21 protein-coding genes are annotated in these 23,517 nt (G+C 61.6%); 14 read left to right on the top strand and 7 right to left on the bottom strand.

Annotated elements, in window-relative coordinates; translation table 11 throughout:
* Positions 1–11 precede the first annotated feature (11 nt).
* Complete coding sequence (locus EEB12_RS19835; protein WP_019745344.1) at positions 12–1,181, bottom strand: acyl-CoA dehydrogenase family protein; 1,170 nt, start codon at positions 1,179–1,181, stop codon at positions 12–14.
* A gap of 234 nt (positions 1,182–1,415) precedes the next feature.
* On the opposite strand from EEB12_RS19835, the gene EEB12_RS19840 reads away from it, so the two are divergent.
* The 6 genes from EEB12_RS19840 to EEB12_RS19865 all read left to right on the top strand — a co-directional run bounded on the left by EEB12_RS19840 (position 1,416) and on the right by EEB12_RS19865 (position 11,279).
* Positions 1,416–6,062 (top strand): NAD-glutamate dehydrogenase, encoded by a 4,647-nt coding sequence (locus EEB12_RS19840; RefSeq protein ID WP_020970829.1) that lies wholly within the window; start codon positions 1,416–1,418, stop codon positions 6,060–6,062.
* A gap of 109 nt (positions 6,063–6,171) precedes the next feature.
* Positions 6,172–6,927 (top strand): histidine utilization repressor, encoded by a 756-nt coding sequence (gene hutC / locus EEB12_RS19845; protein ID WP_024487384.1) that lies wholly within the window; start codon positions 6,172–6,174, stop codon positions 6,925–6,927.
* Between the two features lie 217 nt (positions 6,928–7,144).
* Positions 7,145–8,539 carry a serine hydrolase domain-containing protein gene (locus EEB12_RS19850; RefSeq protein WP_241896042.1) on the top strand — a complete coding sequence of 465 codons (1,395 nt, stop codon included), beginning with the start codon at positions 7,145–7,147 and terminating at the stop codon, positions 8,537–8,539.
* A gap of 98 nt (positions 8,540–8,637) precedes the next feature.
* Entirely contained in the window at positions 8,638–9,717 is a 1,080-nt protein-coding gene (locus EEB12_RS19855) for a dipeptidase (RefSeq protein ID WP_019745341.1), read from the top strand.
* Positions 9,718–9,749: 32 nt separating this feature from the next.
* The gene (locus EEB12_RS19860) at positions 9,750–10,685 is read left to right on the top strand and encodes an alpha/beta fold hydrolase (RefSeq protein ID WP_029256278.1); all 936 of its coding nucleotides are present in this window, start codon (positions 9,750–9,752) and stop codon (positions 10,683–10,685) included.
* An 87-nt stretch (positions 10,686–10,772) separates the two neighbouring features.
* On the top strand, positions 10,773–11,279 hold the full coding sequence (locus tag EEB12_RS19865; RefSeq protein ID WP_019745339.1) for a ClbS/DfsB family four-helix bundle protein: 507 nt from the start codon (positions 10,773–10,775) through the stop codon (positions 11,277–11,279).
* Here EEB12_RS19865 and EEB12_RS19870 read toward each other — a convergent pair.
* Complete coding sequence (locus tag EEB12_RS19870; RefSeq protein ID WP_070386370.1) at positions 11,270–11,848, bottom strand: GNAT family N-acetyltransferase; 579 nt, start codon at positions 11,846–11,848, stop codon at positions 11,270–11,272. The genes EEB12_RS19865 and EEB12_RS19870 overlap by 10 nt on opposite strands.
* Positions 11,849–12,062: 214 nt before the next feature.
* Between EEB12_RS19870 and EEB12_RS19875 the strand changes: the two genes are divergently transcribed.
* Positions 12,063–12,857: an SDR family NAD(P)-dependent oxidoreductase gene (locus EEB12_RS19875; RefSeq protein WP_019745337.1), complete on the top strand. Its 795-nt coding sequence runs from the start codon at positions 12,063–12,065 to the stop codon at positions 12,855–12,857.
* Position 12,858: 1 nt separating this feature from the next.
* Here EEB12_RS19875 and EEB12_RS19880 read toward each other — a convergent pair whose 3' ends face one another.
* Genes EEB12_RS19880 through EEB12_RS19895 form a run of 4 tightly spaced genes read right to left on the bottom strand, consistent with a single transcriptional unit; the run spans position 12,859 to position 15,625 of the window.
* A complete protein-coding gene (locus EEB12_RS19880) occupies positions 12,859–13,317 on the bottom strand; it encodes a nuclear transport factor 2 family protein (RefSeq protein WP_021331968.1) in 459 nt (152 codons plus the stop codon).
* Between the two features lie 51 nt (positions 13,318–13,368).
* The gene (locus EEB12_RS19885) at positions 13,369–14,157 is read right to left on the bottom strand and encodes an SDR family NAD(P)-dependent oxidoreductase (protein ID WP_020970821.1); all 789 of its coding nucleotides are present in this window, start codon (positions 14,155–14,157) and stop codon (positions 13,369–13,371) included.
* A gap of 30 nt (positions 14,158–14,187) precedes the next feature.
* The gene (locus tag EEB12_RS19890; protein WP_019745334.1) at positions 14,188–14,484 is read right to left on the bottom strand and encodes a hypothetical protein; all 297 of its coding nucleotides are present in this window, start codon (positions 14,482–14,484) and stop codon (positions 14,188–14,190) included.
* Positions 14,462–15,625 (bottom strand): Rieske 2Fe-2S domain-containing protein, encoded by a 1,164-nt coding sequence (locus EEB12_RS19895; RefSeq protein WP_019745333.1) that lies wholly within the window; start codon positions 15,623–15,625, stop codon positions 14,462–14,464. The genes EEB12_RS19890 and EEB12_RS19895 overlap by 23 nt, the downstream gene beginning before the upstream one ends.
* 237 nt (positions 15,626–15,862) lie before the next feature.
* Between EEB12_RS19895 and hsaA the strand changes: the two genes are divergently transcribed.
* The 7 genes from hsaA (at position 15,863) to EEB12_RS19930 (ending at position 21,803) form a co-directional block, all read left to right on the top strand.
* Positions 15,863–17,029, top strand: a complete 1,167-nt coding sequence (hsaA, locus tag EEB12_RS19900; RefSeq protein WP_020970820.1) for a 3-hydroxy-9,10-secoandrosta-1,3,5(10)-triene-9,17-dione monooxygenase oxygenase subunit — start codon at positions 15,863–15,865, stop codon at positions 17,027–17,029.
* A 38-nt stretch (positions 17,030–17,067) separates the two neighbouring features.
* Positions 17,068–18,360, top strand: a complete 1,293-nt coding sequence (locus EEB12_RS19905; protein ID WP_141488366.1) for a glutamine synthetase family protein — start codon at positions 17,068–17,070, stop codon at positions 18,358–18,360.
* 65 nt (positions 18,361–18,425) lie between these two features.
* Complete coding sequence (locus EEB12_RS19910; protein ID WP_141488367.1) at positions 18,426–18,785, top strand: ArsR/SmtB family transcription factor; 360 nt, start codon at positions 18,426–18,428, stop codon at positions 18,783–18,785.
* A complete protein-coding gene (locus tag EEB12_RS19915; protein ID WP_021345567.1) occupies positions 18,778–19,239 on the top strand; it encodes an SRPBCC domain-containing protein in 462 nt (153 codons plus the stop codon). Before EEB12_RS19910 ends, EEB12_RS19915 begins: the two co-directional genes overlap by 8 nt.
* Before the next feature lie 82 nt (positions 19,240–19,321).
* Positions 19,322–20,203 (top strand): SMP-30/gluconolactonase/LRE family protein, encoded by an 882-nt coding sequence (locus tag EEB12_RS19920; protein WP_141488368.1) that lies wholly within the window; start codon positions 19,322–19,324, stop codon positions 20,201–20,203.
* Position 20,204: 1 nt separating this feature from the next.
* Entirely contained in the window at positions 20,205–21,221 is a 1,017-nt protein-coding gene (locus EEB12_RS19925; protein ID WP_141488369.1) for a TIGR03617 family F420-dependent LLM class oxidoreductase, read from the top strand.
* A gap of 30 nt (positions 21,222–21,251) precedes the next feature.
* Positions 21,252–21,803 carry a pyridoxamine 5'-phosphate oxidase family protein gene (locus EEB12_RS19930; RefSeq protein WP_141488370.1) on the top strand — a complete coding sequence of 184 codons (552 nt, stop codon included), beginning with the start codon at positions 21,252–21,254 and terminating at the stop codon, positions 21,801–21,803.
* Positions 21,804–21,882: 79 nt separating this feature from the next.
* On the opposite strand, the gene EEB12_RS19935 is transcribed toward EEB12_RS19930, so the two are convergent.
* Positions 21,883–23,415, bottom strand: coding sequence for an FAD-dependent oxidoreductase (locus EEB12_RS19935; protein ID WP_181447534.1), 1,533 nt, complete (start codon positions 23,413–23,415; stop codon positions 21,883–21,885).
* Positions 23,416–23,517: the final 102 nt, after the last annotated feature.

Below are 23,517 nucleotides of genomic sequence, written 5' to 3' on the forward strand. Positions count from 1 at the left end.
GTCCGCGCCTTTCAGAAATCGGTGGAACGCGGCGACGGAGCGTTGCCGGCAATGGTGAGCAATTGGATCTGCGAGGTGCCCTCGAAGATGCGGAGAATGCGGCAATCGCGGTACAGGCGTTCGATTTCCGATTCGCGCATGAATCCCGCGCCGCCGTGGATCTGCACGGTTTGATCGACGATCGAGAAGCAGGCCTCGGTGGCGACGTACTTCGAAATCGATGCGGCGCGGCGGATGTCCTGACCGGCGTCCTTGACGTCGGCGGCCCAGTCTGCGGTGACGCGTGACGCGACCAGTTGCGCGTCGCAGCCACCGAGGAGTAGCTGAATTGCCTGGAAGTCGAAGATCGGCGTGCCGAACTGCTTTCGCTCCGTTGCGTACTCGCGTCCCAGTTCCCAAGCGCGCAAAGCGATGCCGTTCGCCATTGCCGCCACGTCGATGCGCGCACGGTTCAGGGCGGTCAAGGCGATGTTGCCGCCGCGACCTTCGGTGCCGATCACCGAGTCGAGCGGCAGCACGACGTCGTCGAGGTAGACGGTATATGTCGGAGCCGAACGAATTCCCATCTTGTCCTGCGGCTCCGAGTAACTGATTCCCGGAGTGCCCTTGGGGACGACGAAGGCGGTGATGCCGCGGAATCCTGCGCTCGGGTCCGTCTTGGCGAAGAGCACGACCAGGTCGGCTTCCTTCGCGTTGGAGATGTACGTCTTGGATCCGGAGAGATGCCAGCCGTCGTCCTCGCGTCGAGCGACGGTACGCATCGAGGCGATGTCGGAGCCGGCGTCGGGTTCGGTGAGTGCAAATCCGGCCAGCAGTTCGCCCGACGCGAGCTGGGGCAACCAGCGGTGCTTCTGCTCTTCGGAACCGCCGACGAGAATCGGCTCGAGGCCCAGGTAGTGCGCGGTGTAAATCGATGCCAGTGCGGCGTCGGTGCGTGCAACTTCTTCGATGGCGACCAGTTGGGTTCGTGTCGACAGGCCCAGACCGCCGAATTCCTCCGGCACGGAAATGCCCATGAGGTCCTGCTGTCCGAGGCGCTTGACCAGCTGCGCCGGGAACTCTTTGGATTCGTCGCGTGCGGCTGCTCCGGGTTGGATCTCGGCGTTGGCGAAGGCTCGGACGGTGCTGCGGAACTCAGCGAGATCAACGCTGTCGATGTCGTGCGCGGTCTGGGTGGTCACGGGGGCTCCTTCGAAGCGAGGTAGTTCACGAATTTCATCTAATGGAATCTAATTGCCACTAGTTGGCATGACTGACTATGGCTGAGGGTGGCGAATTTGTCCAGGGGTGGAGCTGTTGTGTCGCGGCTCACGTTCTGCAATGATCAACTTGTCCAAACCTGTATAGACAAGTTGATCGCGGATCGAACCCACTACAAGTCGGAAGCAGCGTGGCTTTCGGCGGAAGGTGCTGACATGAGCCTCGTTTCAGTCGACACGACACCGGACTCCGAGAATGTGAGGAGGGTGTGCAGTAGGTATTTCGAGGGCTTGTCGGCTGATCGATACGCGGCGCTCGCCGAAGACCGCAAGCTTGCGATGGTCGCCGCGCACATGGATCTTTCGCGCCGACGGGGACACAACTCGTCGATCTCGAGACTCGCGCCGGCCGGGGAGCTGGGGGACGGGCCGGCAATTCAATACGTCGGCGACGACATGCCGCAGCTCGTCGAAGCGGTTCTGGCGACACTTGCCCGCGCGCGCATGGAGCCGGAATTCGTGGTGCACCCAGTGCTTCGCACAGTCGTGCAACCGGCGCACAGCACTGAAGACACCCGGGTCGGGGAGCGTGCCGAATCATGGATCCACATAGGACTACCCGCACATTGTTCGGACGCGCAGGCACAGGTGATCGCTGATGACGTCGCCGGAATCCTCGACCGTATCGCGCGTGCCTTCCGCGATACCTCGCCCCTGCGGGATCTCGTCGACGAGGCGCGCGGGCAACTGGCCTCGGGCGGTCACGCCGAAGAAGCTGACTTCCTCCAGTGGTGCAGTGCCGGAAACTTCAGTGTCGTCGGCGGTGCGCGAACAATCGACAGGCACGAGCCGTACACCCTCGGCGTGCTCCCCGATCCAACCGGCTCTTCGGATTCGAAGGCGGTGCCCCTCGCGATCGGAGTGGTGTACCTCGGGCAAGGGTTCGGTGGATCCGCATACGCCACAGAGATCGACGTGTCAGTCGGTGACCGTGAATACCGATTCATCGGGTCCTTCACCTCGACCGGACTTGTCGCAGACGTCAGGCGGACCCCCCTCGTGCGAGGGCGCGTCGCAGACATCTTCGACGCCTCCGGATCCACCGTGGATTCGTTTGTCGGACAATCGATGCTGGCGGTGATTCAGTCGATTCCGATCACAGTCCTCTTTGCCGCCGACCCGGCCCGAATTGCGGACGCACTGGACGAACTCACTTCTGTGGACGGCCGCACGTCGTTCCATCTGTTCCTGCAACCCGTGGGATGCTCTCCGACGACGGGGCAAGACCAGGAGCTGTCGGCTTTGCTGTTCGTTCCGCGCGAGAAATTCAGTACGACGATCAGAACAACGGCCGAGTCGGTACTCGCCGAGGCGCTTGGTGCCCGCACCATCGAGTTCTCCAGTCGAGTATCGGAATCTCCCTTGGCTGTCGTGCATTTCACGGCCACAGTCGGCGGCGGCGCGAACTTTGCATCGGCGCGACAAGCGCGGGAGATTCGGGATCTCGTCGTCGACGCGTGCCTGACGTGGGACGAGCGATTCGTTCTGGATGCTTCGCACTACGACGAGCAGCGCAGGCGTGCTCAGTTCGCCGAGCAAGTTCCGGTGGCATACAAGCAGGATTTCGACGCCGTCCGCGCCGCCGAGGACATGGCGGTATTCGACGGCCTCGAACTCGGAGAGGTGAGCCCACGGTTGGCCCGATCTGTCGACGGACCCGGTACTCACCGACTCGGGCTGTACGTATCGGGTGACCCGCTCTCGCTGGGCGAGGTGCTGCCCGTATTGCAGAGCCTGGGGGTCGACGTGGTCGACGAGCGTCCGTACGAGCTCGTCTCGGCAGGCTCGGAACAGTCCTGGATCTACGAGTTCACGCTCGACTATCCGAGTGCGCCGGTCGAAGGCTTCGACAACTTTGCCGCGCGGTTCGCGGCGACGTTTGCCGCGGTTCGAAACGGCTCCGCCGAGCCGGACTCGTTCAACGAACTTGTCGCGATCGCCGGACTCGGTTGGAAACAAGTAGTGGTGCTGCGGGCATACGCGGAGTTCTTGCAGCAAGCAGGATTTCCGTACAGCACCAGTCGCGTCGCCGAGGTACTTGCCGATCATCCCGAGATCGCCGCCGGTCTGTGCGAATTGTTCGAGAGCCGTTTCGATCCCGACGTCGTAGACGGAGATCGAGGTGCGCGTGCAGCAGCGGAGGTGGAAACAGCCGTGGCACAAGTGCAAGGACTCGACGCCGATCGGATCCTGCGCGCGTTGTCCGAGCTGGTCCGTAACACGTTGCGTACCAACTACTTCGTTTATGGCACCGAATCGCTCGGCGCACTCTCGTTGAAGTTCGATTCGGAGAAGCTGTCCGTATTGCCCTTCCCTCGACCGAAGTTCGAGATATTCGTGTACTCACCCGATGTAGCAGGTGTGCACCTTCGCTTCGGTACGGTTGCCCGCGGCGGCTTGCGCTGGTCGGATCGGAAAGAGGACTTCCGCACCGAGGTCCTGGGATTGGTGAAGGCGCAGGCAGTCAAGAACGCGGTCATCGTGCCTGTCGGTGCGAAGGGCGGATTTGTCGTCAAACGCCCGCCGGTTCCAGGACAGGGTGTAGACGCGGACCGAGAAGCCACGTTGGCGGCCGGGATCGAGTGCTACCGATCCTTCATTCGCGGACTACTCGATCTGACCGACAACGTCGACAAACAGAGCGGCGCCGTTGTCGCGGCGCGAAGGGTCGTTCGCCACGACGGGGACGACACTTATCTTGTTGTCGCCGCGGACAAGGGCACTGCAAAGTTTTCCGACATCGCGAACGACGTTGCCGCGCAGTACGGATTCTGGCTCGGCGACGCCTTCGCATCCGGCGGATCGGTCGGCTACGACCACAAAGCCATGGGTATCACGGCGAAGGGCGCCTGGGAGAGTGTCAAGCGGCACTTCCGGGAATTCGGCGTCGATACCCAGCACGACGACTTCACCGCGGTGGGGATCGGAGACATGAGTGGTGACGTCTTCGGCAACGGTATGTTGTGCAGCAAGCACATTCGTCTCATCGCGGCGTTCGATCATCGGCACGTGTTCGTCGACCCGAACCCGTCACCTGAGCGCTCGTACGACGAGCGATCACGTCTCTTCTCGCTCCCACGATCGTCGTGGGCCGACTACGACCCGACCTTGATCAGTGCGGGTGGCGGAGTGTGGGAACGCTCGGCGAAGCGCGTTCCGATCAGTGACGAGATGCGACAGGCACTGGGTCTCGACGCCGACGTCACCGAACTGACTCCACCGCAACTGGTTCGGGCGATTCTGCGGTCCCCGGCAGATCTCTTGTGGAACGGCGGCATCGGAACGTACGTCAAGGCCTCCGGTGAGTCCGACCTCGAAGTCGGCGACAAGAGTAATGACGCGGTTCGGGTGAACGGCAACGAAGTGCGTGCACGTGTGATCGGTGAAGGAGGCAACCTCGGCCTCACCCAAGCAGGACGAATCGAATACGCGCGTATCGGCGGACGGATCAATACAGACGCCCTCGACAATTCCGCGGGAGTCGATTGCTCCGATCACGAGGTGAACATCAAGATCCTTCTCGACTCCCTGATCAGCTCAGGCGTCGTCGCGGACTCACATCGCGACGCACTGCTCGAATCGTTGACCGATCAGGTCGCCGAACTCGTTCTTGCAGACAACCGTTCACAGAACGAACTGATGGGCACCACGCGTGCGGATGCGGGGGCAATGATCGGCGTGCACGGCAGAGTGATTTCGAACCTCGAATCTCGCGGAATCGTCGACCGCGTCATCGAAGGGTTTCCGACCAAGAAGCAGTTCGCCGCGGCCGAGAAGACGGGAACGGGGCTGACGTCGCCGGAACTCGCCACACTGATGGCCCACGTCAAACTCGATCTGAAGTCCACGCTGTTGGCGGGAAGCTCGATCGACAACCAGATCTACCGCAAGGCGCTGGTGAACTACTTTCCGGAGGGCGTTCGAGATGCAGGGGGCGACGCCCTCGACCGGCACCCATTGCGGCGCGAGATCGTCGCGACCGTGCTGACGAACAACGTCATCGATCGGGGCGGCATCACCTATGCGTATCGGCTCGGTGAAGAGGTCGGCGCTGATCCGGAAGACGCGGTACGTGCCTTCACCGTGGTTTCCGAGGTGTTCGGACTGTGGAAGTTGTGGCACGACATCAGCAAAGCCTCGATCTCGACCGCCGTATCCGACGAGTTGATCCTGCTCACCAGGCGACTGCTCGACCGGGCGTCACGGTGGATGCTGACGCGTCGGCCGCAACCGCTGGCCGTCGGGGCCGAGATCAGCAGATTCGGTGATCGCATCGCGGAGGCGTCGACCGAGCTCGATGACTGGCTGGTAGGCGCAGATCAGCGGAACCTGGCTGCGCGAACGGTCCTCATCACGGACAAGGGCGCGCCGGAGAACCTGGTCAGGCGAGTGGAGATATTGCTCGATCAGTTCGGACTGCTCGATGTGGTGGAGATCGCTGACCTCGCCGATCGCGCAATCTCGGAGACCGGTGAACTCTACTTCCGGCTCGGTGAGCATGTTGGGCTCGTCCCGATGCTCAATCGAGTGTCGGCATTGAGCAAGGACGGAAAATGGAACGCATTGGCGAGGTTGTCGCTGCGGGACGAGTTGTACTCGACGGTGCGGGCCTTGACCCTCGACGTCTTGGCCGACGCGGAAGCGGGTGACTCGACAGCGGAAAAACTCTCCAGGTGGGAAGAAAGGAATGCGTCGAGAATCGAGAGGTCGACTCTCGCGCTCGCCGAGATCGAGGCATCGGGGCAACACGATCTTGCTGCGCTTTCGGTTGCGACGAGCCAATTGCGGCGCATGGTGGGCTAGGCCCGGCGCGGACGCCCGCGGATTGATCGGAAAGGTGCGCGAGACGGATAGACTTCGAAGGCCGAACGGGAGAACCGACTCGGTGGTTTTCGACGAACGGGTGGTGGCGATGGCGATTGCTGAAGTGGACGCAGAACTCGCCGTGCTGTTCAACGAGGCAGGCGGCGAGTCCGCCCCTGCCTACGAACGGGTGAAGAACCTCGTGGTCTCGCAGATCAATTCGGGTCGGTGGACCGAAGGCGATCAGCTGCCTTCGGAAAATCAACTGGTCAGTGCACTTGGGTTGTCACGTATGACGATCAACCGAGCGCTTCGTGAACTCACCAGCGACGGTCTGATCGTGCGGATGATGGGGGTCGGTACTTTTGTCGCCGCCACGAAGACCGCGTCCCCGCTGTTCGAAGTAAAGAACATCGCCGACGAGATTCAGCGCCGCGGCCACCGTCATCGAACCGAGGTCGTCTTCGTTCGTGAGGAAGAAACCGACCACGGGCAGACGTTCCTTCGTGAATCGGTGGGCAAACGGGTGTTCCATTCGCTGATGGTGCACTTCGAGGACGAAACCCCGATTCAGGTGGAAGACCGGTTCGTGAATCCGAACGAGGCGCCCGACTATCTGCGCCAGGACTTCACCGCGATCACCCCCAACAACTACTTGAGTGACGTTGCGCCTCTGGTTCGCGGCGAGCATGTCGTGGAAGCAGTGTTAGGTAGCCCGGACGAATGCGAGCTGCTCCGCATCGATCGAGGGGAACCGTGTCTGCTGATTCGCCGCCGCACCTGGTCGGCCAACGGGTTGGTCAGTGCGGCGCGCTTGATCCACCCCGGTTCACGCAATCGCTTGGAAGGAACCTTCGAGCGCTGATCGTTTCGAGTGGCGAGTCCTGAACGCAGGCTCGTCCGATCGCACCATTTTCGGGGTCGAGTTCGGTGCAATCGACCAGGACGTGACTGCGAGCACACTGAGATCATGGGTGGACGGTTATTGCTTCCGCAACCTCACTTCCCGACGAGTGAGACCTGAGCGGATCGCAGCAACGCTGTCTACGCCACTGGCTTCCATGATCGAAGGAGTTCGACCTGTGACCGACTTGCCCAAGGACCTACTTGTCGCCCCGAAGTGGCAGGAACGCCTCGACGAACTGGCAGCCAAGCATTCGGTACCTGGCGCGCAGGTCGGTGTGATCGCGCTGGGCGAAGACGGTGCAGCGGATATCCGTGTCATCACCACCGGAGTGACGAGCCTGAACACGCGTGTCGACGTCGACGCAGACACCCTGTTCCAGTACGGATCCGCGAGCAAGATCTGGACGACGACTCTGATCATGCAGCTCGTCGACGAGGGCAAGCTGACGCTGGACACCCTGGTGGTGGAGGTGCTTCCGGAGTTCACGATCGCGGATCCTTCCAACACGAAGGAAATCACGATCCGCCAGTTGCTCACGCACACAAGCGGTATCGACGGAGACCTGTTCAACGACACCGGCGACGGCGACGACTGCGTCGAGAAGTACGTCGACGAACTCGCGACCGCGATCAGCGTCACCGAGCCCGGCGGGCATCTGAGTTACAGCAATGCAGGTTTCGCCGTTGCCGGCCGTATCGTCGAGGTTCTTCGTGAGATGACGTGGGACGAGGCGTTGGTCGAATACCTCTGGAAGCCACTCGGATTGACGCACATCATCACCAAGGCCAAGGATGCCCCGCTGTTCCGCACCGCCGTCGGTCATGTGGCGAACCCGGATCGGACGTCGCCGGACAAGGTGGTTCCGACCAAGCAGTGGCTGCTTCCGCGCGGTATCGGTCCGGCCGGGATCATCACCGGATCCGTCAGCTCGCTTCTGACCTTCGGTGCTGCACACATGCGTGACGGCCTCGCGTTGACGGGTGAACGCATCCTGTCCGAAGAATCCGCGCGTCTGATGCGCACCCCACAGTTCGACCTGACCGCGGTTTCGAGCGTCGATCAGGCCTGGGGGCTCGGCTGGATCCTGTCCGACTGGGGCGGTGTGACGTCCGCGCAGCACGGTGGTGCGACGATCGGCCAGATCACTCGTTTTCACACCTTCCCCGAACTCGGCCTGGCCATGGCAGTTGTCACCAACTCGCGTGGTGGCGGTGCCCTGGCTCACGACATCGAGAAGGAGATCGCTCAGGAGCTCGATCTCGTTCTGCCGGAGCCGAAGTCCGAACCGGATGCAGCAGACATCGATCTGTCTCACATTCTCGGGACCTATGAATCGACAACCGTTCGAATCGAACTCACGCGTGGCGACGACGGCGGATTCCAGGCTCAGAACTTCGCCAAGGTCGAGATCGACGGCGAGCCGCCGGCCCCGCCCACCAAGGTCGTGCCTCTGTCTGCTTCCCGGTTCTCGATCAGTAACGAGAGCGCTTCTGGCGAGATGGCTCACCTCACGATCGATGGCGAGGAATATCTGTACATGACACGGCTTTTCAAGAAGATTTCCGACTAGCCGCGGCGAGATGATTCTCTCCGCTGAATGAATTCTCGGGCAGGTCGAGGGCGATGAGGGCCCTCGACCTGCCCGCACTACTTTCTCGAGGAAAACTCATGTTGAAACCTCTCGCTCCTTTTCCGGACGTGAATCACCCAGCGGCACTGGATGCTTACGGCCTTGCGCCGGTCATCGACGGTCACAACGATCTGGCATGGACGGCTCGCGAAACTGCCGCATACTCGGTGGAAAATCTGGAGAAGGATTCCATATTCCAAACCGACATCGACAAACTCGGTCGCGGTGGCGTCGGTGCGCAGTTCTGGTCGGTTTACACCCCGTGTGACAGGACGGAGGCCGAGGCTGTTCAGTACACACTCGAACAGATCGACTATGTATACCGGATGATCGAGCGGTACCCGGATACTTTCGAATTCGCGCGCACCGGTGACGATGTGCGTCGCATCTGGAGCGAGGGCAAGGTCGCGTCATTGTTGGGTGCGGAGGGCGGTCACAGCATCGGCAGTTCGCTCGGCGTTCTGAGAATGATGGCGCGCCTTGGTCTTCGGTACATGACTCTGACGCACAACGACAACACCGGGTGGGCGGACTCCGCGACGGACACGCGCGTACACGGCGGGCTGACCGACTTCGGTCGCGAGATCGTGCGCGAAATGAACCGGCTCGGCGTGCTCGTCGACCTGTCGCACGTCTCGGTGGAAACGATGAGAGATGCCATCGAGACGTCGTCGGCGCCGGTGATCTTCAGCCATTCGTCCTGCACTCAGCTATGCGGTCACCCCCGCAATGTTCCCGACGAGGTCATGAGGCTGCTCGCGGACAACGGCGGGGTCATCATGATCGCCTTTGTGCCCATGTTCCTTTCTTCCGAGTACAACGAGTGGTTCAAAGGCGGGCGGGTCGGCCCACGGCCGGCGATGACGGTGGACCATCTGGCCGATCACGTCGAGCATGCCCGAGACGTCGCGGGCATCGACCACATCGGTTTGGGAAGTGACTACGATGGGTTCGACGACTTTCCGGACGGTATGCAGGACGTATCCGGTTTCGCGGTGTTGATAGACCGTCTGGCGGAACGCGGTTGGTCCGCGGAGGACTTGGCAAAGCTGATGGGCAACAACGTGTTGCGTGTGCTCGACGAGACCAGTGCGGCCTCGATATCGAGCCTTTCCTAGCCGTATCGACGCCCGAGAAGATGAGGATGAGAATGAAGAAGATTCGTACCGTTGCACTGAAGGTGGTTGCTTCGGTGTCCGTAGTTCTGGTTGTGCTGGTATCGATAGCGCTCGTATTCAACGTCGGCTCCAGCAAGGCGAACGTTCCTACCGCGGAAACGGGCAACCAGTTCGTGTCCGTCGACGGCAAGAACATGAGCTACTCGATTCGCGGCAGCGGTGATCGGACCATCGTGCTGCTGCCCGGGTTCGGAACGTCCGCACCGATCCTCGACTTCAAATCACTCATCGACGAGCTTGCACCTGACTACCGCGTTGTCACGATCGAGCCCTTCGGCTACGGATACAGCGACGCAACCGACAAGGACCGCACGGCTGAGAACATCGTCGAAGAGATACACGAGGCTGTGCAGGCCTTGGGGATTGACGAATACATCCTCATGGGTCACTCCATCACAGGTGTTTATGCCTTGGACTACACCGCGAAGTACGGCGATGAGGTCACCGCTTTCGTGGGCATCGACAGCAGCGTCCCGGGGCAGCCGAACATGGACACCAAGTTCCCGATCGAAGTCTTCCGCGTTGCAAAGAAATTGGGCTTCTCCGACGTTCTGGCGAAACTCGGTGGCAGTGAGGAAACCGATGCCTACCTCGATGAAGCCGAGAAGGCAGAGATGAGCCGACTCGTCGCGAAGAACAACTTCAGCGACACGTATCTCAACGAAATGGATCACCTTTCCAGCAACTTCGCCGCGGCGATCGGCAAGACGTTCCCTGCCGATCTCCCGATTCTGTTGTTCGCTGTACAGAATTCCAAGGTCCAGGGCTGGACAGAGCTGCACGAAGAACAGGCAGCATCGGTCGATCATGGTGAACTGGTCTTGCTGGACGGAGACCACTACCTACACCACACCAAGTCGAAGGAGATCGCCGAGAACCTCGAAAGGTTCCTGGGCGAGCTGAACTGAAACTCGTAGGACGTTAATGTTGAATGCGGGGCCATCGAGTCGAGATGGTCCCGCTTCTTCTTTCTCTACTGATCGTTCGGAGGCATTGTGGCGCAGACCTTGTCACGTGAGGAACTGGCGAGTGCGCTGGACTCGGCGTATTCGAAACTCGACGCGTTACTCGACGGCGTCGCCGAGGCCGATGCGTTCGACGCCGTTGCCGTCGATGCGTGGACGGTGCACGACGTACTCGCTGTGCGTGTCTGGTGGGCAGAGGCCGTCGTAGAGTGGATAGGTGCCGGACTGCGAGACGAGACACCGCAGACGCCGGCTGCGGGTTACAAGTGGACGCAAACACCCGCGCTGAACCAGTCGGTGGTCGAGGCGAGTGCAGGTACCTCGGTTCGAGAGCTTCGGGATCGTTTGCGCGCGGCTGTCGCAGCGCTGCGTCGATACGTGGGAACTCTCGAAGACGATCAACTGCTGTCGGTCGGGGTTTTCTCGTGGACCCGGACGTGGCCGGTCTCGAGGTGGATTGCCGTCAACACGATCACCCAATACGCGTCGTTGTCGAAAATGATTCGGCGAGTGCTGAAGTCGAACAATCAGCCCTGAAGTCGATGCATCCGCCATACGCCCGGTCCGTCGGGGAGCGAGGTCTGGCCGACGATCGTGAAACCGAACCGTTGGTACAGCGGGAGATTTCGTTCGGTCGACGTGTCGAGCCAGCAAGCCTGTTCGGTTCGATCCAGTTCCGCCAAGGCATGTTTCAGTAGTGCAGAGCCCAATCCACTGCCCTGCGAACGCGGTGTCGTACCGATCGTTGCCAACGACCACGCGTGCTCGAGGGCGGGAAGCGCAGACAGTTGTTCGTCAGCCTGGAGAACGCGCTCGAACCGATCTCCGTGCAGTTCCACGATCTTCTCGACAGTCGCTTCATCAGGCTCCGGGGCGTCGGGCGGCAGGACTGCGATGACGCCGTTGCCTGAATCATCGATGTATGAACGTCCGAACGGTAGTGCCAGGTGTTCGAGGTAGATCCGTTGCAGAGCGGCGACCCGTTCCACGTGAGAGTCTTCGGCGACGCACCAGTTCGTCCAGGGATAGTCGGCAAAAGCCTCGCCGAGAACCTCGGCGGCACGGTCGAGGTCGTCGATGGACAGCGGTCGAACAGAATTCTGCATAGTGCCACTTCAGCACAATGGTGTCTTCCGTCGCCACTCGATTTCGGCGGTGTAGCAGGTGCGCGGGCCGTGGTCACGTACTTGTGAGTTCATTCAAGAAAGTTGGACGCGGCTGTCGATCCTGCGTTCACTGGTAGTGATCGGGTAATCGCCGAGCTGTCAATTTCGGGCACATGAGATCCGGGTACGGCGATTCCCCGCGAAGGGAATGAATATGAACAGGCTCGAAGGCAAAAATGTAGTGATCACCGGCGCCGCCAGCGGAATCGGGCGTGCAGCAGCACAACTCATGGCGGCAGAAGGCGCCAAGGTGCTGGTCGCCGACCTCGATCCAGCTCGAGCGGAGGAAGCAGCGGCGGCGATCCGCGAGACCGGCGGCACTGCGCTGGGTTTCGGCGTCGATGTCATGAACGAGGAGTCCCTGGCAGCGATGATCGAAAGGGCGGTCGCCGAATTCGGTGGCATCAACGTCTTGTGCAATCACGTGGGCGGTAGTAATCCGCGCAAGGATCTCGACCTGCTCCGGATGGACCTGGACGAGTGGGATCGCGTGATGTCGCTCAACGTCCGCAGCACTGTCGTCGCTTCACGACTTGCCATTCCGCACATGAACAGTGCCGGTGGAGGATCGATCGTCAACACGGCCTCGGTAGGTGGATTGATCGGGGATTCCCTGCAGTCTGCCTACGGATCCGCCAAAGCGGCAGTTATTCGTCTGACGCAGTACATCGCAGTCCAGTACGGAGCAAACGGTGTTCGGTGCAACGCCGTAGCGCCGGGCGCGATCATGACACCCGCACTCGTGGACAACATCCCCGCTGATGTCATCGACGGCATGAAGCAGGCAAACGCGCTGCCCTACCTCGGTGAGCCCGAAGACATCGCACACGCCATGCTCTACCTGGCCTCGGACGAATCTCGCTACATGACGGGGCAGACCTTGGTGGTCGACGGTGGACTCACCAGCAAGAGTCCACTCGCGACCGGCCGTTCGTCGATGTTGAGCTGAGTCAGCTCCGCCAACCGCTGGGGCCGGCGCCCAGAACCTCGATGGATCCCTGACTGGCGTGTGAATGCTTGGTGCGGTGCGTCATTCGCCACCTTCCGTCGATTCGGGTCCAAGAATCGTGGTAGTCGCCGAGGGTGAAGAAGTTCAGGTGAGCTTTGCTTCCGGTGCCCACATGCATGTCGCTGACATAGGAGCGGCTGGTGGCAATATCACCGACCACCTCGACCAGCACGTTGCCGATCAGATGTTGGGTGGGACCGCACTCGTCGAGGAACGAGCGGATGGAAGCCACTACCTCGGCAGGTCCACGAAGAGTTCCGGTTCCCAGTTCTGCCGTAGCGTCCGGAGTCATGATCCGGTGGAGTTCATCCCAGTCCCGCGCGTCCATGGCTCGGGCGAACTCGAAAATGGAGCGGGTGATCTCGCGTTCGTCGAGAAGAGTGGTGATGTCGACGCCCATGCTGTGCGCCTTTCTTAACGTCGGGGGGTTAATAAAGGCGCACAGCAGAAGTCAGCGGTTCAGCAGCTTGCGCATCGCTTCGGCAGCGCCCTTGACCATCTTGTCTCGGGGGAAGCCGCTGCGCTTCTTGGCGCCTTCGTAGTTTCCTGCAGCAACCCAGATCGGGCCGTCGGCAAGGTGTTCGAGGCCTTCGCGTGCAACATCCTCGGGCTCTGCGACGTTCATGCCCGGGATGTCGAAGTTCAATCCCGCGCGAATCATGGCCGGCGTGCGAGTGACACCGAGGATGAACTCGACGACGTGAACGCCGTACGGCTGAAGTTCGAGCCACAGGCTTTCGGCGAAGATGCGACCGAAAGCTTTCGAGGCCGCGTAGATGCTCTGGTGCTCGGAGCCCATGAATCCGGCCAGCGAACCGAGCAGCATGATGCCGCCTCGTCCGCGATCCTTCATCAAACCGCCGAAGTGGTGCGAGAGTTCGAGCTGCTTGTTGATGTTCAGCTCGATGACTCCGGCAAATCCCTTCAGATCACCGGTCACGAACTCGTGGCCGTAGCTGTTGGCGCCGGCGTTGAAGATGAGCAGGCCGACCTCGACGTCGTCGGTGACAGCCTTGATCTGGTCGAGCGCGTCGGGAACCAATAGATCCAGTGCGAGAGTGCGTACTTCGACGCCGTTGGCGCGTGCCTTGGCCGCAGTCTCCTCGAGCGGCCCCGGCTTGCGGGCGATGAGAACGAGGTTGATGCCGATCTTGCTGAGCTCGTCGGCGAACCCTGCGCCGACACCTTCGGAACCGCCGGCGATGACTGCCCACGGGCCGTAGTACTGGGGATCGATCATTACTACCTTCTTCGAAAGATGTTGGCTCGGCTAGTGAAACGGAGCGGGTACTGGTTCGCTGTCGTCGACGATCGGCTGAGGCACCGGCTCGTCGTTGAGAATCTCGAGCTTGCCGGCCGTTGCAGCGTTCACGATGGACGCGATCAAGGCGCCGCACTCCTTGCGGGGAGCACCGGGTCGTCCCTCACGTTGCCCGAATTCACGGTCGTCGGCGATTTCGAGGCACTGGGCGCGGGCCTGGTCACTCCACTGAACGGTGGTGTGTTCCCAACTGTTCTTCTGGACCAGGACCTGCGCCTTGCACTCAGCGCACTGAAGAGGCTGCATCTTCGTCTGCCTTCTTCGCAGCGAGGTTGTCTTCGACTTCCTTCTGCCAGGCGGCGACGGGTCGCGCGGTGTCGAGTTCGAATTCGAAGCGCTCGGTCATCTCGGGAGCAATGTCAGCGACGTCGACGTAGAACTGTTCGTACCAGCGACGGAGCTGGTAGACCGGGCCGTCTTCTTCGCACAGGAGCGGGTTCTCGATGCGAGTCTTGTTCTTCCAGATCTCGACGTCCTGCTCGAAGCCCTTGGCGATGAACGTACCGAAGTTCGCGGCCATCGCGTCGGCGGCTTCACCCTGGAAGCGATCGGACTTCTTGACGATGATGCCGTACTGGAGCACGAACTTGTCAGCGCTGACCGGGTAGTGGCAGTTGATGAGCACAGAGTCGACGTTGTAGTCCTCGTACTCGTAGGTCAGGTCGTCGACCATGAAGGAGGGGCCGAAGTATGTCGCAACCGAGTTGCTGCCGACCATCTTCGGGGTGCCTGCTGCGTGGGGACGCATATCGGAGCGAGCGACGCCGCGCATGTACTGCGTTGCGGCGTGGCCTTCGAAGACGTTCTTGAAGTACGTCGGGAAGGAGTAGTGCACGTAGAAGAAGTGCGCCATGTCGACGATGTTGTCGACGATTTCACGACAGTTGGTGTCGACGGTCGTGGTGTACCAGACCCAGTCGCTCCACTCGTCGCTGAGCGCGCCTTCGATACGGGGGATGGCTACGTCGTCGGTCGGCGGGTTGCCCTCGGGGTCGTGCCAGACGAAGAGCATGCCGTCCTGGTCGAGGGTCTGCCATGCGCGCGTCTTGGCCAGCGGGGGAACGCGGCGTGCATAGGGAATCTTTTGGCACTTGCCGTTGCCGCCCCAGCGCCAATCGTGGAACGGACAGGCAATGGCGTCGCCCTTGATGGTGCCCTGGCTCAGGTCGCCACCCATGTGACGGCAGTACGCGTCGAGGATCTTGACGTTGCCTTCACTGTCGGCGAAGACGACGAGCTTGGTGCCGAACGCCTCGATGGAGTGCGGCTGGCCGTCCTTGAAGGACTCCGTGAGCCCAATGCAGTGCCATCCACGTGCAAAGCGAGTAGGCGCGGTTCCAGCTTGGATCTCGCGAACTTCGTCGTTGTCGGACTGATTGATCGTCACGATGAGTCCCGTCCTTTCCAGGGTCAGTGTCGACGCCCGACGCTAGGGGAGCGTGAATTACCGCTGGGGCCTCGTCTCACTGGCCGGGACCAGCGGCGAGCGAGTGGATCCGGCGGCTGATCCCGGCCTCCGGGACTTCCGATCATCGGAACGCGTGACCGACATATCGTGATGGGGCAGCCGTTATGTCTATCTGCCGATCCGCTCCCTCACGGTTCGGTGCGAGGAGTGTCTTCCATGGTCAACAAGGTTCTGAGCTCAGTCCGTGATCTGCTTCCGAAGATCGCGGCCCGCGCTCAGAAGGTCGACGATTCGCGCAAGATCTCCGAACGGACCATCCGGGAGCTTTCCGAAGCCGGCGTCTTCTCCATGCTGGCGCCGAAGAGATATGGGGGCGCCGAGAGCGACCCGGTCCACTTCTACGAAGTGGTCAGGGCAATCTCCGCTGCCTGTGGTTCGACCGGTTGGGTCGCGTCGGTGGTGGGAGTGCACCCGTGGCATCTGGCGCTTTTCGACGACCAGGCACAGGCCGACGTGTGGGGAGAGGATCAGACGACGCTCATCTCGTCCGCGTACGCGCCGGTCGGTCGACTGACGGCGGTGGACGGTGGTTACGAACTGTCGGGCCAGTGGGGCTTCTCTTCCGGCTGTGATCACGCGAGTTGGGCATTGCTGGGCGCGATGGTGGTCGGGATGGACGGCCGGCCGGTCGATTTCATGACGGTGTTGGTGCCGCGTACGGATTACGAGATCCGAGATGTCTGGGATGTCGTGGGGATGCGCGGCACCGCGAGCAACGAGATCGTGGTCGACAAGGCCTTTGTGCCCGAGCACCGATTGAAGCGCAACTACGAGACCGCACAACTTCGCGGCCCAGGCCAAGCAGTCAATCCTGGTCCGCTGTACAAGCTTCCGTTCGGGAGTATCTTCACCTCGACGGTCGCGGCTCCGTGTGTGGGCATCGTCGCCGGTTGTTACGAGGGGTACCTGGACGTGATGCGTGAGCGGGTCCGTCTGAGCTTGGGTGGTGGACGGTTCAGTGAGGACCAGTTCGCTCAGGTTGCCGTCGCGCGTGCGTCGTCGGAGATCGATGCCGCGATTCTGCAGATGGATCGCAATATCCGGGAGATGTACGAACTTGCTGTCGCCGGCAAGGAGCTTCCGCTCTCGATGAGGCTGCGCGCGCGTCGTGATCAGGTTCGCGCGACGGAACGTTCGGTGGAGGCGATCGACATGCTGTTCAAGACGGCAGGCGGGAACTCCCTCTCTCGCGGAAACCCGATCGAGCGTGCGTGGCGAGACGTTCATGCGGGCAGCGTTCACGTTGCCAACGAACCCGAGCGCGCGTTGGCGCTGTACGGCCGGGCGGCGTTCGGACTGCCGGTGGAGGACAACCTGATCTGACCGGTTGGCGCGCCGCCGAGTGGGGTATTTGCCTCTGGATGAGGGAAGTTCCGGCGCTGACTATCGGCTCGATCGTGGACATGGCGGGTGTCGCGCGGGCGAAAGTGATGCCGGCAGGCCGAAGCGGTGTCTTCGAGGAAGTCGGTGCGGGGGTCTCGCCGAGTTGGAATGTTTTCTGCAGCGACGATCGGATTGCCTTCACCGATTCCTTTTCCGTCGTGGGTGATCTCCGGTTGCGTATCGACCGCTCCGACCTCCGCGATCTCGGCGGGGGCGTGTCGTGGGCGCCGGCCACTTTGTACGAGCAAGACGGTTCGACGGCTGCCGTGTGCACTCGGTCCGCACTCACTGCCGTCGTGGCGCGGCTTGCTGCCGACGGACTGGAAGCTCGCGTGGGTCACGAGATCGAATTCACTCTTTTCGGTGATGCGTGCGACGGAGCGTGGTCGGCGTACGGGTTAGGTGCAGTCCTTCGCCGCGAGGACTTCCTCAAGGACCTTCTGCGCAATGCCGAACGCGCACAACTTCATATCGAGCAAGTTCATGCGGAGTACGGACCGGATCAATTCGAGATCTCCATCGCTCCGAGCGCTCCTGTTCAAGCGGCCGATCTTGTGGTGCTGGCCCGGATCTTGATCAGCCGCACTGCCAGAGCCCATGGATTGGCGGCATCGTTTTCACCGATACCTACGATCGGAGGTGCCGGGAACGGTGCACACCAGCACTTTTCGTTGATCTCAGGTGGGCGGCCCGTCTTCTCCGGTGGTGGTCAGGACTACGGGATGACAGACGAAGGATCATCAGCTTTGGGTGGAATCCTTTCTCACCTCACGGAATTCACGGCCGTCTTTGCTTCCTCGCCGCTCTCCGGCCTCAGGCTGCGTCCGGACAATTGGTCGGGGGCCTACGTCTGTTGGGGGCTCGAGAACCGGGAAGCGGCACTGAGGTTCTGCGCGGAGTCACCGTCGAATCCACACGGCGCCAACGTCGAAGTCAAGATCATCGATCCATCGGCCAATCCGTATCTGGCCACCGCTGCGGTACTCGGTCTTTCGCAGATCGGTATTGACAATGCCGCGCCATTGCCGCCTGAAATCGTGGTGAATCCGTCGACTCTCACAGAGGCGGAACGTGATGAGCGCGGGGTGACCCGAGTCCCCACCGATCTCGGCGAGATCGTGCAGAAGTTCAACTCCTCCTCGGTGGCGAGGGAAATCTTCGGGGAGTCGATCATCGAAGCGATGGTGTCCGTGAAGGGAGCTGAGCAGGAGACGTTCTCCCAGATGGACGAGGCGACAACCGTCGAGAGGCTTCGATACACATGGAGTTGAAGGGGTTGACGCTTAGGATCGTGAGTTCTATGTTTAAGTTATTCCTTAATTAAGGAGTTGCTTACATGGACGAGCGAAGTGGTCGACTCGATGCAGTGTTCAGCGCACTGGCCGACCCGACGAGGCGTGAAATGCTCTCTCGCCTGACGGATGGTTCGATGACCGTCGGTGAGCTGGCCGAGCCGTTCGAGATGAGTCTGCCCGCCATCTCGCAGCATCTGAAGGTGCTCGAGCGAGCCGGTCTCATCGAACGAACCGCCACCGCGCAATGGCGCACCTGCACCCTTCGCGCAGAGGGGCTCGACGACGCCAGCGCATGGGTCGACGAACACCGGCGCGGTTGGAACGAACGCTTCGACCTCCTCGACGAGCGTCTACGTGAGCTGAAGCAACGTCGACCGAAGAAGGAGAAGGACAATGAGTGACCAGAATGCCGATGCCACCGCAGAATTCACCATCACCCGGATCTTCGATGCGCCGCGTGACCTTGTCTGGCAAGCGTGGACCGATCCCGACGAGGCGGCGCGGTGGTGGCACCCTGAGGGTGTCAGCAGCCCTCGGGAGCACGTCACGATCGACCCCAGAGTTGGCGGAACGTACCGCTACCTGATGATCAACGACGAGAATGGTGCCGAGTTTCCCACCGGTGGAACCTATCTCGAGGTCGACGAGCCGAAGAAGCTAGTCTTCACCTGGGGGGATCCGGGAGATTCGGTGGACACCGCTCCTCGAATCACGGTCACGCTCGCAGATCGGGGAGACAAGACCGAGATGACATTCCATCTGGTCGGGATCCCAGGTTTCAAGGGCGACGGCAACGTCTACGACGGGTGGGAATCCGCGTTCGACGTGCTGGACAAGGTATACCGCGGCGAGTAGTCGGGAATCGGACACCGGCACCGGGGCACCGGTGATTGAATGGAGTGAACACACCATTCAATCACCGACGTGGGAGAGCCTGATGGCACCAGAGGTTGCGGTAGTTCTCGAGGGATATACCTACTTCGAATGCCCGCGCTGGCACGAGGACCGAATCTGGGTGTCGGACTTCTATACCTACCAGGTGATTTCGGCCCGTGAGGACGGGACCGACGTTCGCGTCGAGGCGGAGATTCCAGGGCAGCCGTCCGGGTTGGGGTGGCTTCCGGACGGCAGATTACTGGTCGTCTCCATGCGGGACCAGAAGATTCTGCGGCGAGAATCCGATGGCGATTTGGTGGTGCACGCAGACTTGTCCGGGTACGTGAGTGCCAACGTCAACGACATGCTGGTCGACGCGCAGGGACGAGCGTACGTGGGCAACTTCGGGTTCGACCTGATGAACCTGGCCCCCGTCGAGACGGCAGATCTCCTCCGCGTCGACCCGGACGGATCGGTGCACGTCGTGGCGCGAGATCTCCACTTCCCCAACGGGATGGCTCTGGCGTCGACCGGAGATCTGCTCGTGGACGAAACGCTGGGAAATCGAATCAGTGCGTTTGCCGTCCAGCCCGACGGCTCTCTGGGCGAACGCCGTGATTGGGCGTCGTTCGGGCCGGTACCTGGTGGACCCGAGATGGAGACCACCCTCGCTGAGATCGTCGTTGCGCCCGACGGATGTTGCATCGACGGAGACGATTCGATGTGGGTGGCCGACGCACTCGGAAGTCGAATTCTCCACGTCGACCCGTCTGGCAAGATAATCGATGAAATTGCCTTCGACAGCGGCGTCTTCGCTTGCGGGCTCGGCGGTTCCGACGGTCGTACGCTGTTCGTCTGTGCCGCCCCGGACTTCAACGAACACGCTCGCAAGGTGGCAACAGAAGGAAAGCTGCTGTCGATTCGTCTGGAGCCTTTGGGCTGACATGGAATTGGTGACCTCGCTACCTGCCGACACTCCGCTGCGGCAGGTGGCTCAGCACGTCGAACGCATCGAGAACCTCGGTTTCGACACGGTGCACATCTCCGAGACCATTCGCGACCCCTTTGCCGTGGCGGCACTGGCCGTCGAGCACAGCAGTACTCTCACTGTCCGGACGTCGATGGTTGTCGCGTTTGCGCGCAGTCCCATGGTGACGGCTTTGGCTGCCTGGGATCTTGCAGGTTTCTCGGGTGGGCGATTTCAACTGGGGCTCGCAACGCAGGTGCGCGGGAACATCGTCGGGCGGTACTCGATGCCGTGGACCAATCCTGTTGCACAACTGCGCGATTACGTCAGTGCTGTAAGGGAGATATTTCAAGCGTTCCAGACGGGCGGCGAACTCGACTATGCCGGCTCGCACTACACCTTCAACCGACTGCAGCCCTACTTCAATCCGGGGCCGCTCGACGTTCCAGCTCCCGAGATCTGGACCGGGGGAGTGAACTCCCGCATGTGCTCACTGGCAGGAGCCGTCGCCGACGGCTTTGTTGCTCACCCCACCAGCTCCCATCCGAAGGTGCTCGCGGAGAGGATCATTCCATCATTGACGGCCGGCGGAAGGAAGCCGCGGCTGATTGCCGTTCCGAAGACGATCGCCGGCAAAGATCGTGCCGCGATACTTGCTCAACGAGAAGCGGTGCGCAGTGAACTTGCCTTTCTCTACTCCACACCGGCATATCGAACCGCGCTCGAGGTTCTCGGCTTGGCGGGGATCGGCGAGAAGCTGACTGCGATGGCACGAACGGGTGATTGGGCTCGACTACCAGCTGTGCTCACGGACGATGTTCTCGACATCTTGGTCACGCAATGCACCTACGCCGAACTCCCCGGGGTGCTGAGTTCGAAATACGCGAGTCTCTGCGACGGCATTGCACTGGCAGTGCCGGCGGATCCCGCCGACGACCGCGCCTACGCAGCGATGTGTGAGGAGATTCGAGCCGCCGCAGCGTCTGCCCCGTGACGTCCAGTCGGCGCGAACTACACTCTCGACATGGGGCGCGTCTACGAAGGCATCGATGAAAAGCTCACCACGTGGTTGCAGGCCCAACCGCTGTTCGTCGTTGCTACCGCACCTTTGTCTCCTGACGGGTTGATCAATTGCTCACCCAAAGGGGGAGTCGGATCGTTCGTGGTGCTGACATCCACCCGCGTGGCGTACCTCGATCTCACTGGCAGCGGTGTGGAAACCATCGCGCACGTGCGCGAGAACTCGCGAATAACCCTGATGTTCATGGCATTTGACGGACCACCGAAGATCGTTCGACTGCACGGTCACGGACAAGTTCTGCCCGCAGGGTCGGAACCGTTCAACGAGCTTGTCGGTAGGTTCCCCGAGCACCCGGGACTGCGGTCGATCGTCGTGGTCGATCTGACGCGCATTTCGGATTCGTGCGGATACGCAGTACCGCTGATGGACTACCAATCCGATCGTGACGTGCTCGACCGCGTAGCGGAGAAGAGGGGTCCGGAGCGGCTCATCGCCTATCGCGCCGAGAAGAACGCGAAGAGTGTGGACGGTTTGCCGGGTATCGACCTGGAGTGATACAAAATCGCGTCGCCGTGCGAAAGAGTGTGGGGCAGGTGATTCTGACATTGCCTGCCCCACGACCTCGTTGTGCTGGTTACTTCGCCATGTCCTGAGCTGCTCGGTACGAGAAGACCATGGCCGTTCCGAGTGGAACTCCGGGGCCGGGGTAGAAGCGGCCGCTCAGTGACGCGCTCGTGTTGCCTGCGGCGTACAGGCCGTCGATGGCGCTGCCGTCAGCACGCAGGACTCGGCCGTTGACGTCGGTGACCAATCCGCCCTTGGTGCCGAGGTCACTGAGGACGATGCGGGCCGCGTAGAACGGACCGTTCTCGATGGCCGTCAGTGCCGCATTCGCGCCGCCGTTGGGTGGGCAGAAGAACGCGTCGTACGGGTCTTCGCCGCGATGGAACTCTTCGTCGACGCCCAGTTTTGCGGCATCGTTGAACTTTTCGACAGTGCTGCGCAATGCGTCGGCCGGTAGTCCGGTCTTGGCAGCGAGTTCTTCGAGAGTGTCGGCACCGACCCACGTTCCGGCTTCGAGGTGCTTGGCGGGCGCCGTGTTCGGGATGCAGATGGCGGGCAGTCCGCCATCCTCGCGCGAGTCGAAGATCATGAACGACGGCACGGCAGAACCGTTGTCGTCGTGAGCATCCATGGCTCGTCCGAACTGGTCGTACGGAAGCGATTCGTTGAGGTAGCGCTCACCGGCGCTGTCGACGACGAGCCCACCGCGAACGCCGACCATGAAGGCGGCGCTGCCGTCGGACTGCTCGACGCCGGGGCAGAACCACGCCTGATCGAGCAAGGCTGTTGCGCCGCCGACAGCAATACCGGCAGAGATCGCGTCGCCGGTGTTGGCGCCGAAGGGACCCATACTCCAGATCGCCTTGCCGGGGGTGCCTGCCTGCTCACGCATCTCGGCGTTGCCTTCGATGCCGCCTGCTGCCATCAGGACACCGCGGTTCGCCTTGATTCGCTGGGTTTCGCCGCCGGATTCGACCTCGGCGCCGACAACCCGGCCGTCTTCCACGATCAGGGAGGTGAGGACGGATTCCGTGCGAAGTTCTGCCTTGCCGGTGCTCTGAACTGCGGCCAGCAGACGGCCGATCAGTGCGCGCCCACCGATCATCGGGCCGGGAGCATGATCCTGACCGGTGCGGTCTTGGTCCAGTTCCGGACGCACCTTGCCGGCGAGGTCACCGATGTCGGCGGGATCGAGATCGAGAGGGTTGATGGAGCGTCCCGTGTCCATCCGGCCTTCGGCTTTGTAGTAGTCGGGGAACGCACGGAACTCGAATTCGATGTTCGGGTTCTGCTCGAGTAGAGCGACGACAGCGGGAGCAGTCTCGACGTAGGCGTCCTGGCGCTCGGACTCGGCGTCACCGAGCAACGCGCGCAGATAGGTGCGGGCATTCTCGGTCGAGTCGGGAAGTCCGGCGCGTTCCTGCACCTGGGTACCTGGGAGCCAGATCGAGGCACCCGAGTAGGCGGAGGTCCCGCCGAAACGATCGGTTTTCTCGAGGACGATCGTCGTCAATCCCTGAGCAGCGGCGGTATATGCGCCGGTCAGCGCTCCGCCGCCGGAGCCGACTACCAACACGTCGCACTCGCTGGTCCAGTCCTGCATCATTGCGTCCTTACTCCAAGAGGGTGGGGTGTCCACGGAATACCGCACGGCACTGGAAGGCCATGCCAGGTCCCACTGAGCGGGCAATATGCCGAGATGGGT

The sequence above is a fragment of the Rhodococcus sp. WS1 genome (genome assembly GCF_003797745.1).
GTDB lineage: Bacteria > Actinomycetota > Actinomycetes > Mycobacteriales > Mycobacteriaceae > Rhodococcus_F > Rhodococcus_F erythropolis.

What these genes read in the sequence shown, in the direction of transcription:
- EEB12_RS19860 (WP_029256278.1), top strand. Translation starts at nt 9,750, where the DNA reads ATGAAGAAGATTCGTACCGTTGCACTGAAGGTGGTTGCTTCGGTGTCC.
- EEB12_RS19875 (WP_019745337.1), top strand. Translation starts at nt 12,063, where the DNA reads ATGAACAGGCTCGAAGGCAAAAATGTAGTGATCACCGGCGCCGCCAGC.
- hutC (WP_024487384.1), top strand. Translation starts at nt 6,172, where the DNA reads ATGGCGATTGCTGAAGTGGACGCAGAACTCGCCGTGCTGTTCAACGAG.
- EEB12_RS19840 (WP_020970829.1), top strand. Translation starts at nt 1,416, where the DNA reads ATGAGCCTCGTTTCAGTCGACACGACACCGGACTCCGAGAATGTGAGG.
- EEB12_RS19910 (WP_141488367.1), top strand. Translation starts at nt 18,426, where the DNA reads ATGGACGAGCGAAGTGGTCGACTCGATGCAGTGTTCAGCGCACTGGCC.
- EEB12_RS19915 (WP_021345567.1), top strand. Translation starts at nt 18,778, where the DNA reads ATGAGTGACCAGAATGCCGATGCCACCGCAGAATTCACCATCACCCGG.
- EEB12_RS19855 (WP_019745341.1), top strand. Translation starts at nt 8,638, where the DNA reads ATGTTGAAACCTCTCGCTCCTTTTCCGGACGTGAATCACCCAGCGGCA.
- EEB12_RS19890 (WP_019745334.1), bottom strand. Translation starts at nt 14,484, where the DNA reads ATGCAGCCTCTTCAGTGCGCTGAGTGCAAGGCGCAGGTCCTGGTCCAG.
- EEB12_RS19925 (WP_141488369.1), top strand. Translation starts at nt 20,205, where the DNA reads ATGGAATTGGTGACCTCGCTACCTGCCGACACTCCGCTGCGGCAGGTG.
- EEB12_RS19885 (WP_020970821.1), bottom strand. Translation starts at nt 14,157, where the DNA reads ATGATCGATCCCCAGTACTACGGCCCGTGGGCAGTCATCGCCGGCGGT.
- EEB12_RS19930 (WP_141488370.1), top strand. Translation starts at nt 21,252, where the DNA reads ATGGGGCGCGTCTACGAAGGCATCGATGAAAAGCTCACCACGTGGTTG.
- EEB12_RS19905 (WP_141488366.1), top strand. Translation starts at nt 17,068, where the DNA reads ATGAGGGAAGTTCCGGCGCTGACTATCGGCTCGATCGTGGACATGGCG.
- hsaA (WP_020970820.1), top strand. Translation starts at nt 15,863, where the DNA reads ATGGTCAACAAGGTTCTGAGCTCAGTCCGTGATCTGCTTCCGAAGATC.
- EEB12_RS19870 (WP_070386370.1), bottom strand. Translation starts at nt 11,848, where the DNA reads ATGCAGAATTCTGTTCGACCGCTGTCCATCGACGACCTCGACCGTGCC.
- EEB12_RS19935 (WP_181447534.1), bottom strand. Translation starts at nt 23,415, where the DNA reads ATGCAGGACTGGACCAGCGAGTGCGACGTGTTGGTAGTCGGCTCCGGC.
- EEB12_RS19880 (WP_021331968.1), bottom strand. Translation starts at nt 13,317, where the DNA reads ATGGGCGTCGACATCACCACTCTTCTCGACGAACGCGAGATCACCCGC.
- EEB12_RS19920 (WP_141488368.1), top strand. Translation starts at nt 19,322, where the DNA reads ATGGCACCAGAGGTTGCGGTAGTTCTCGAGGGATATACCTACTTCGAA.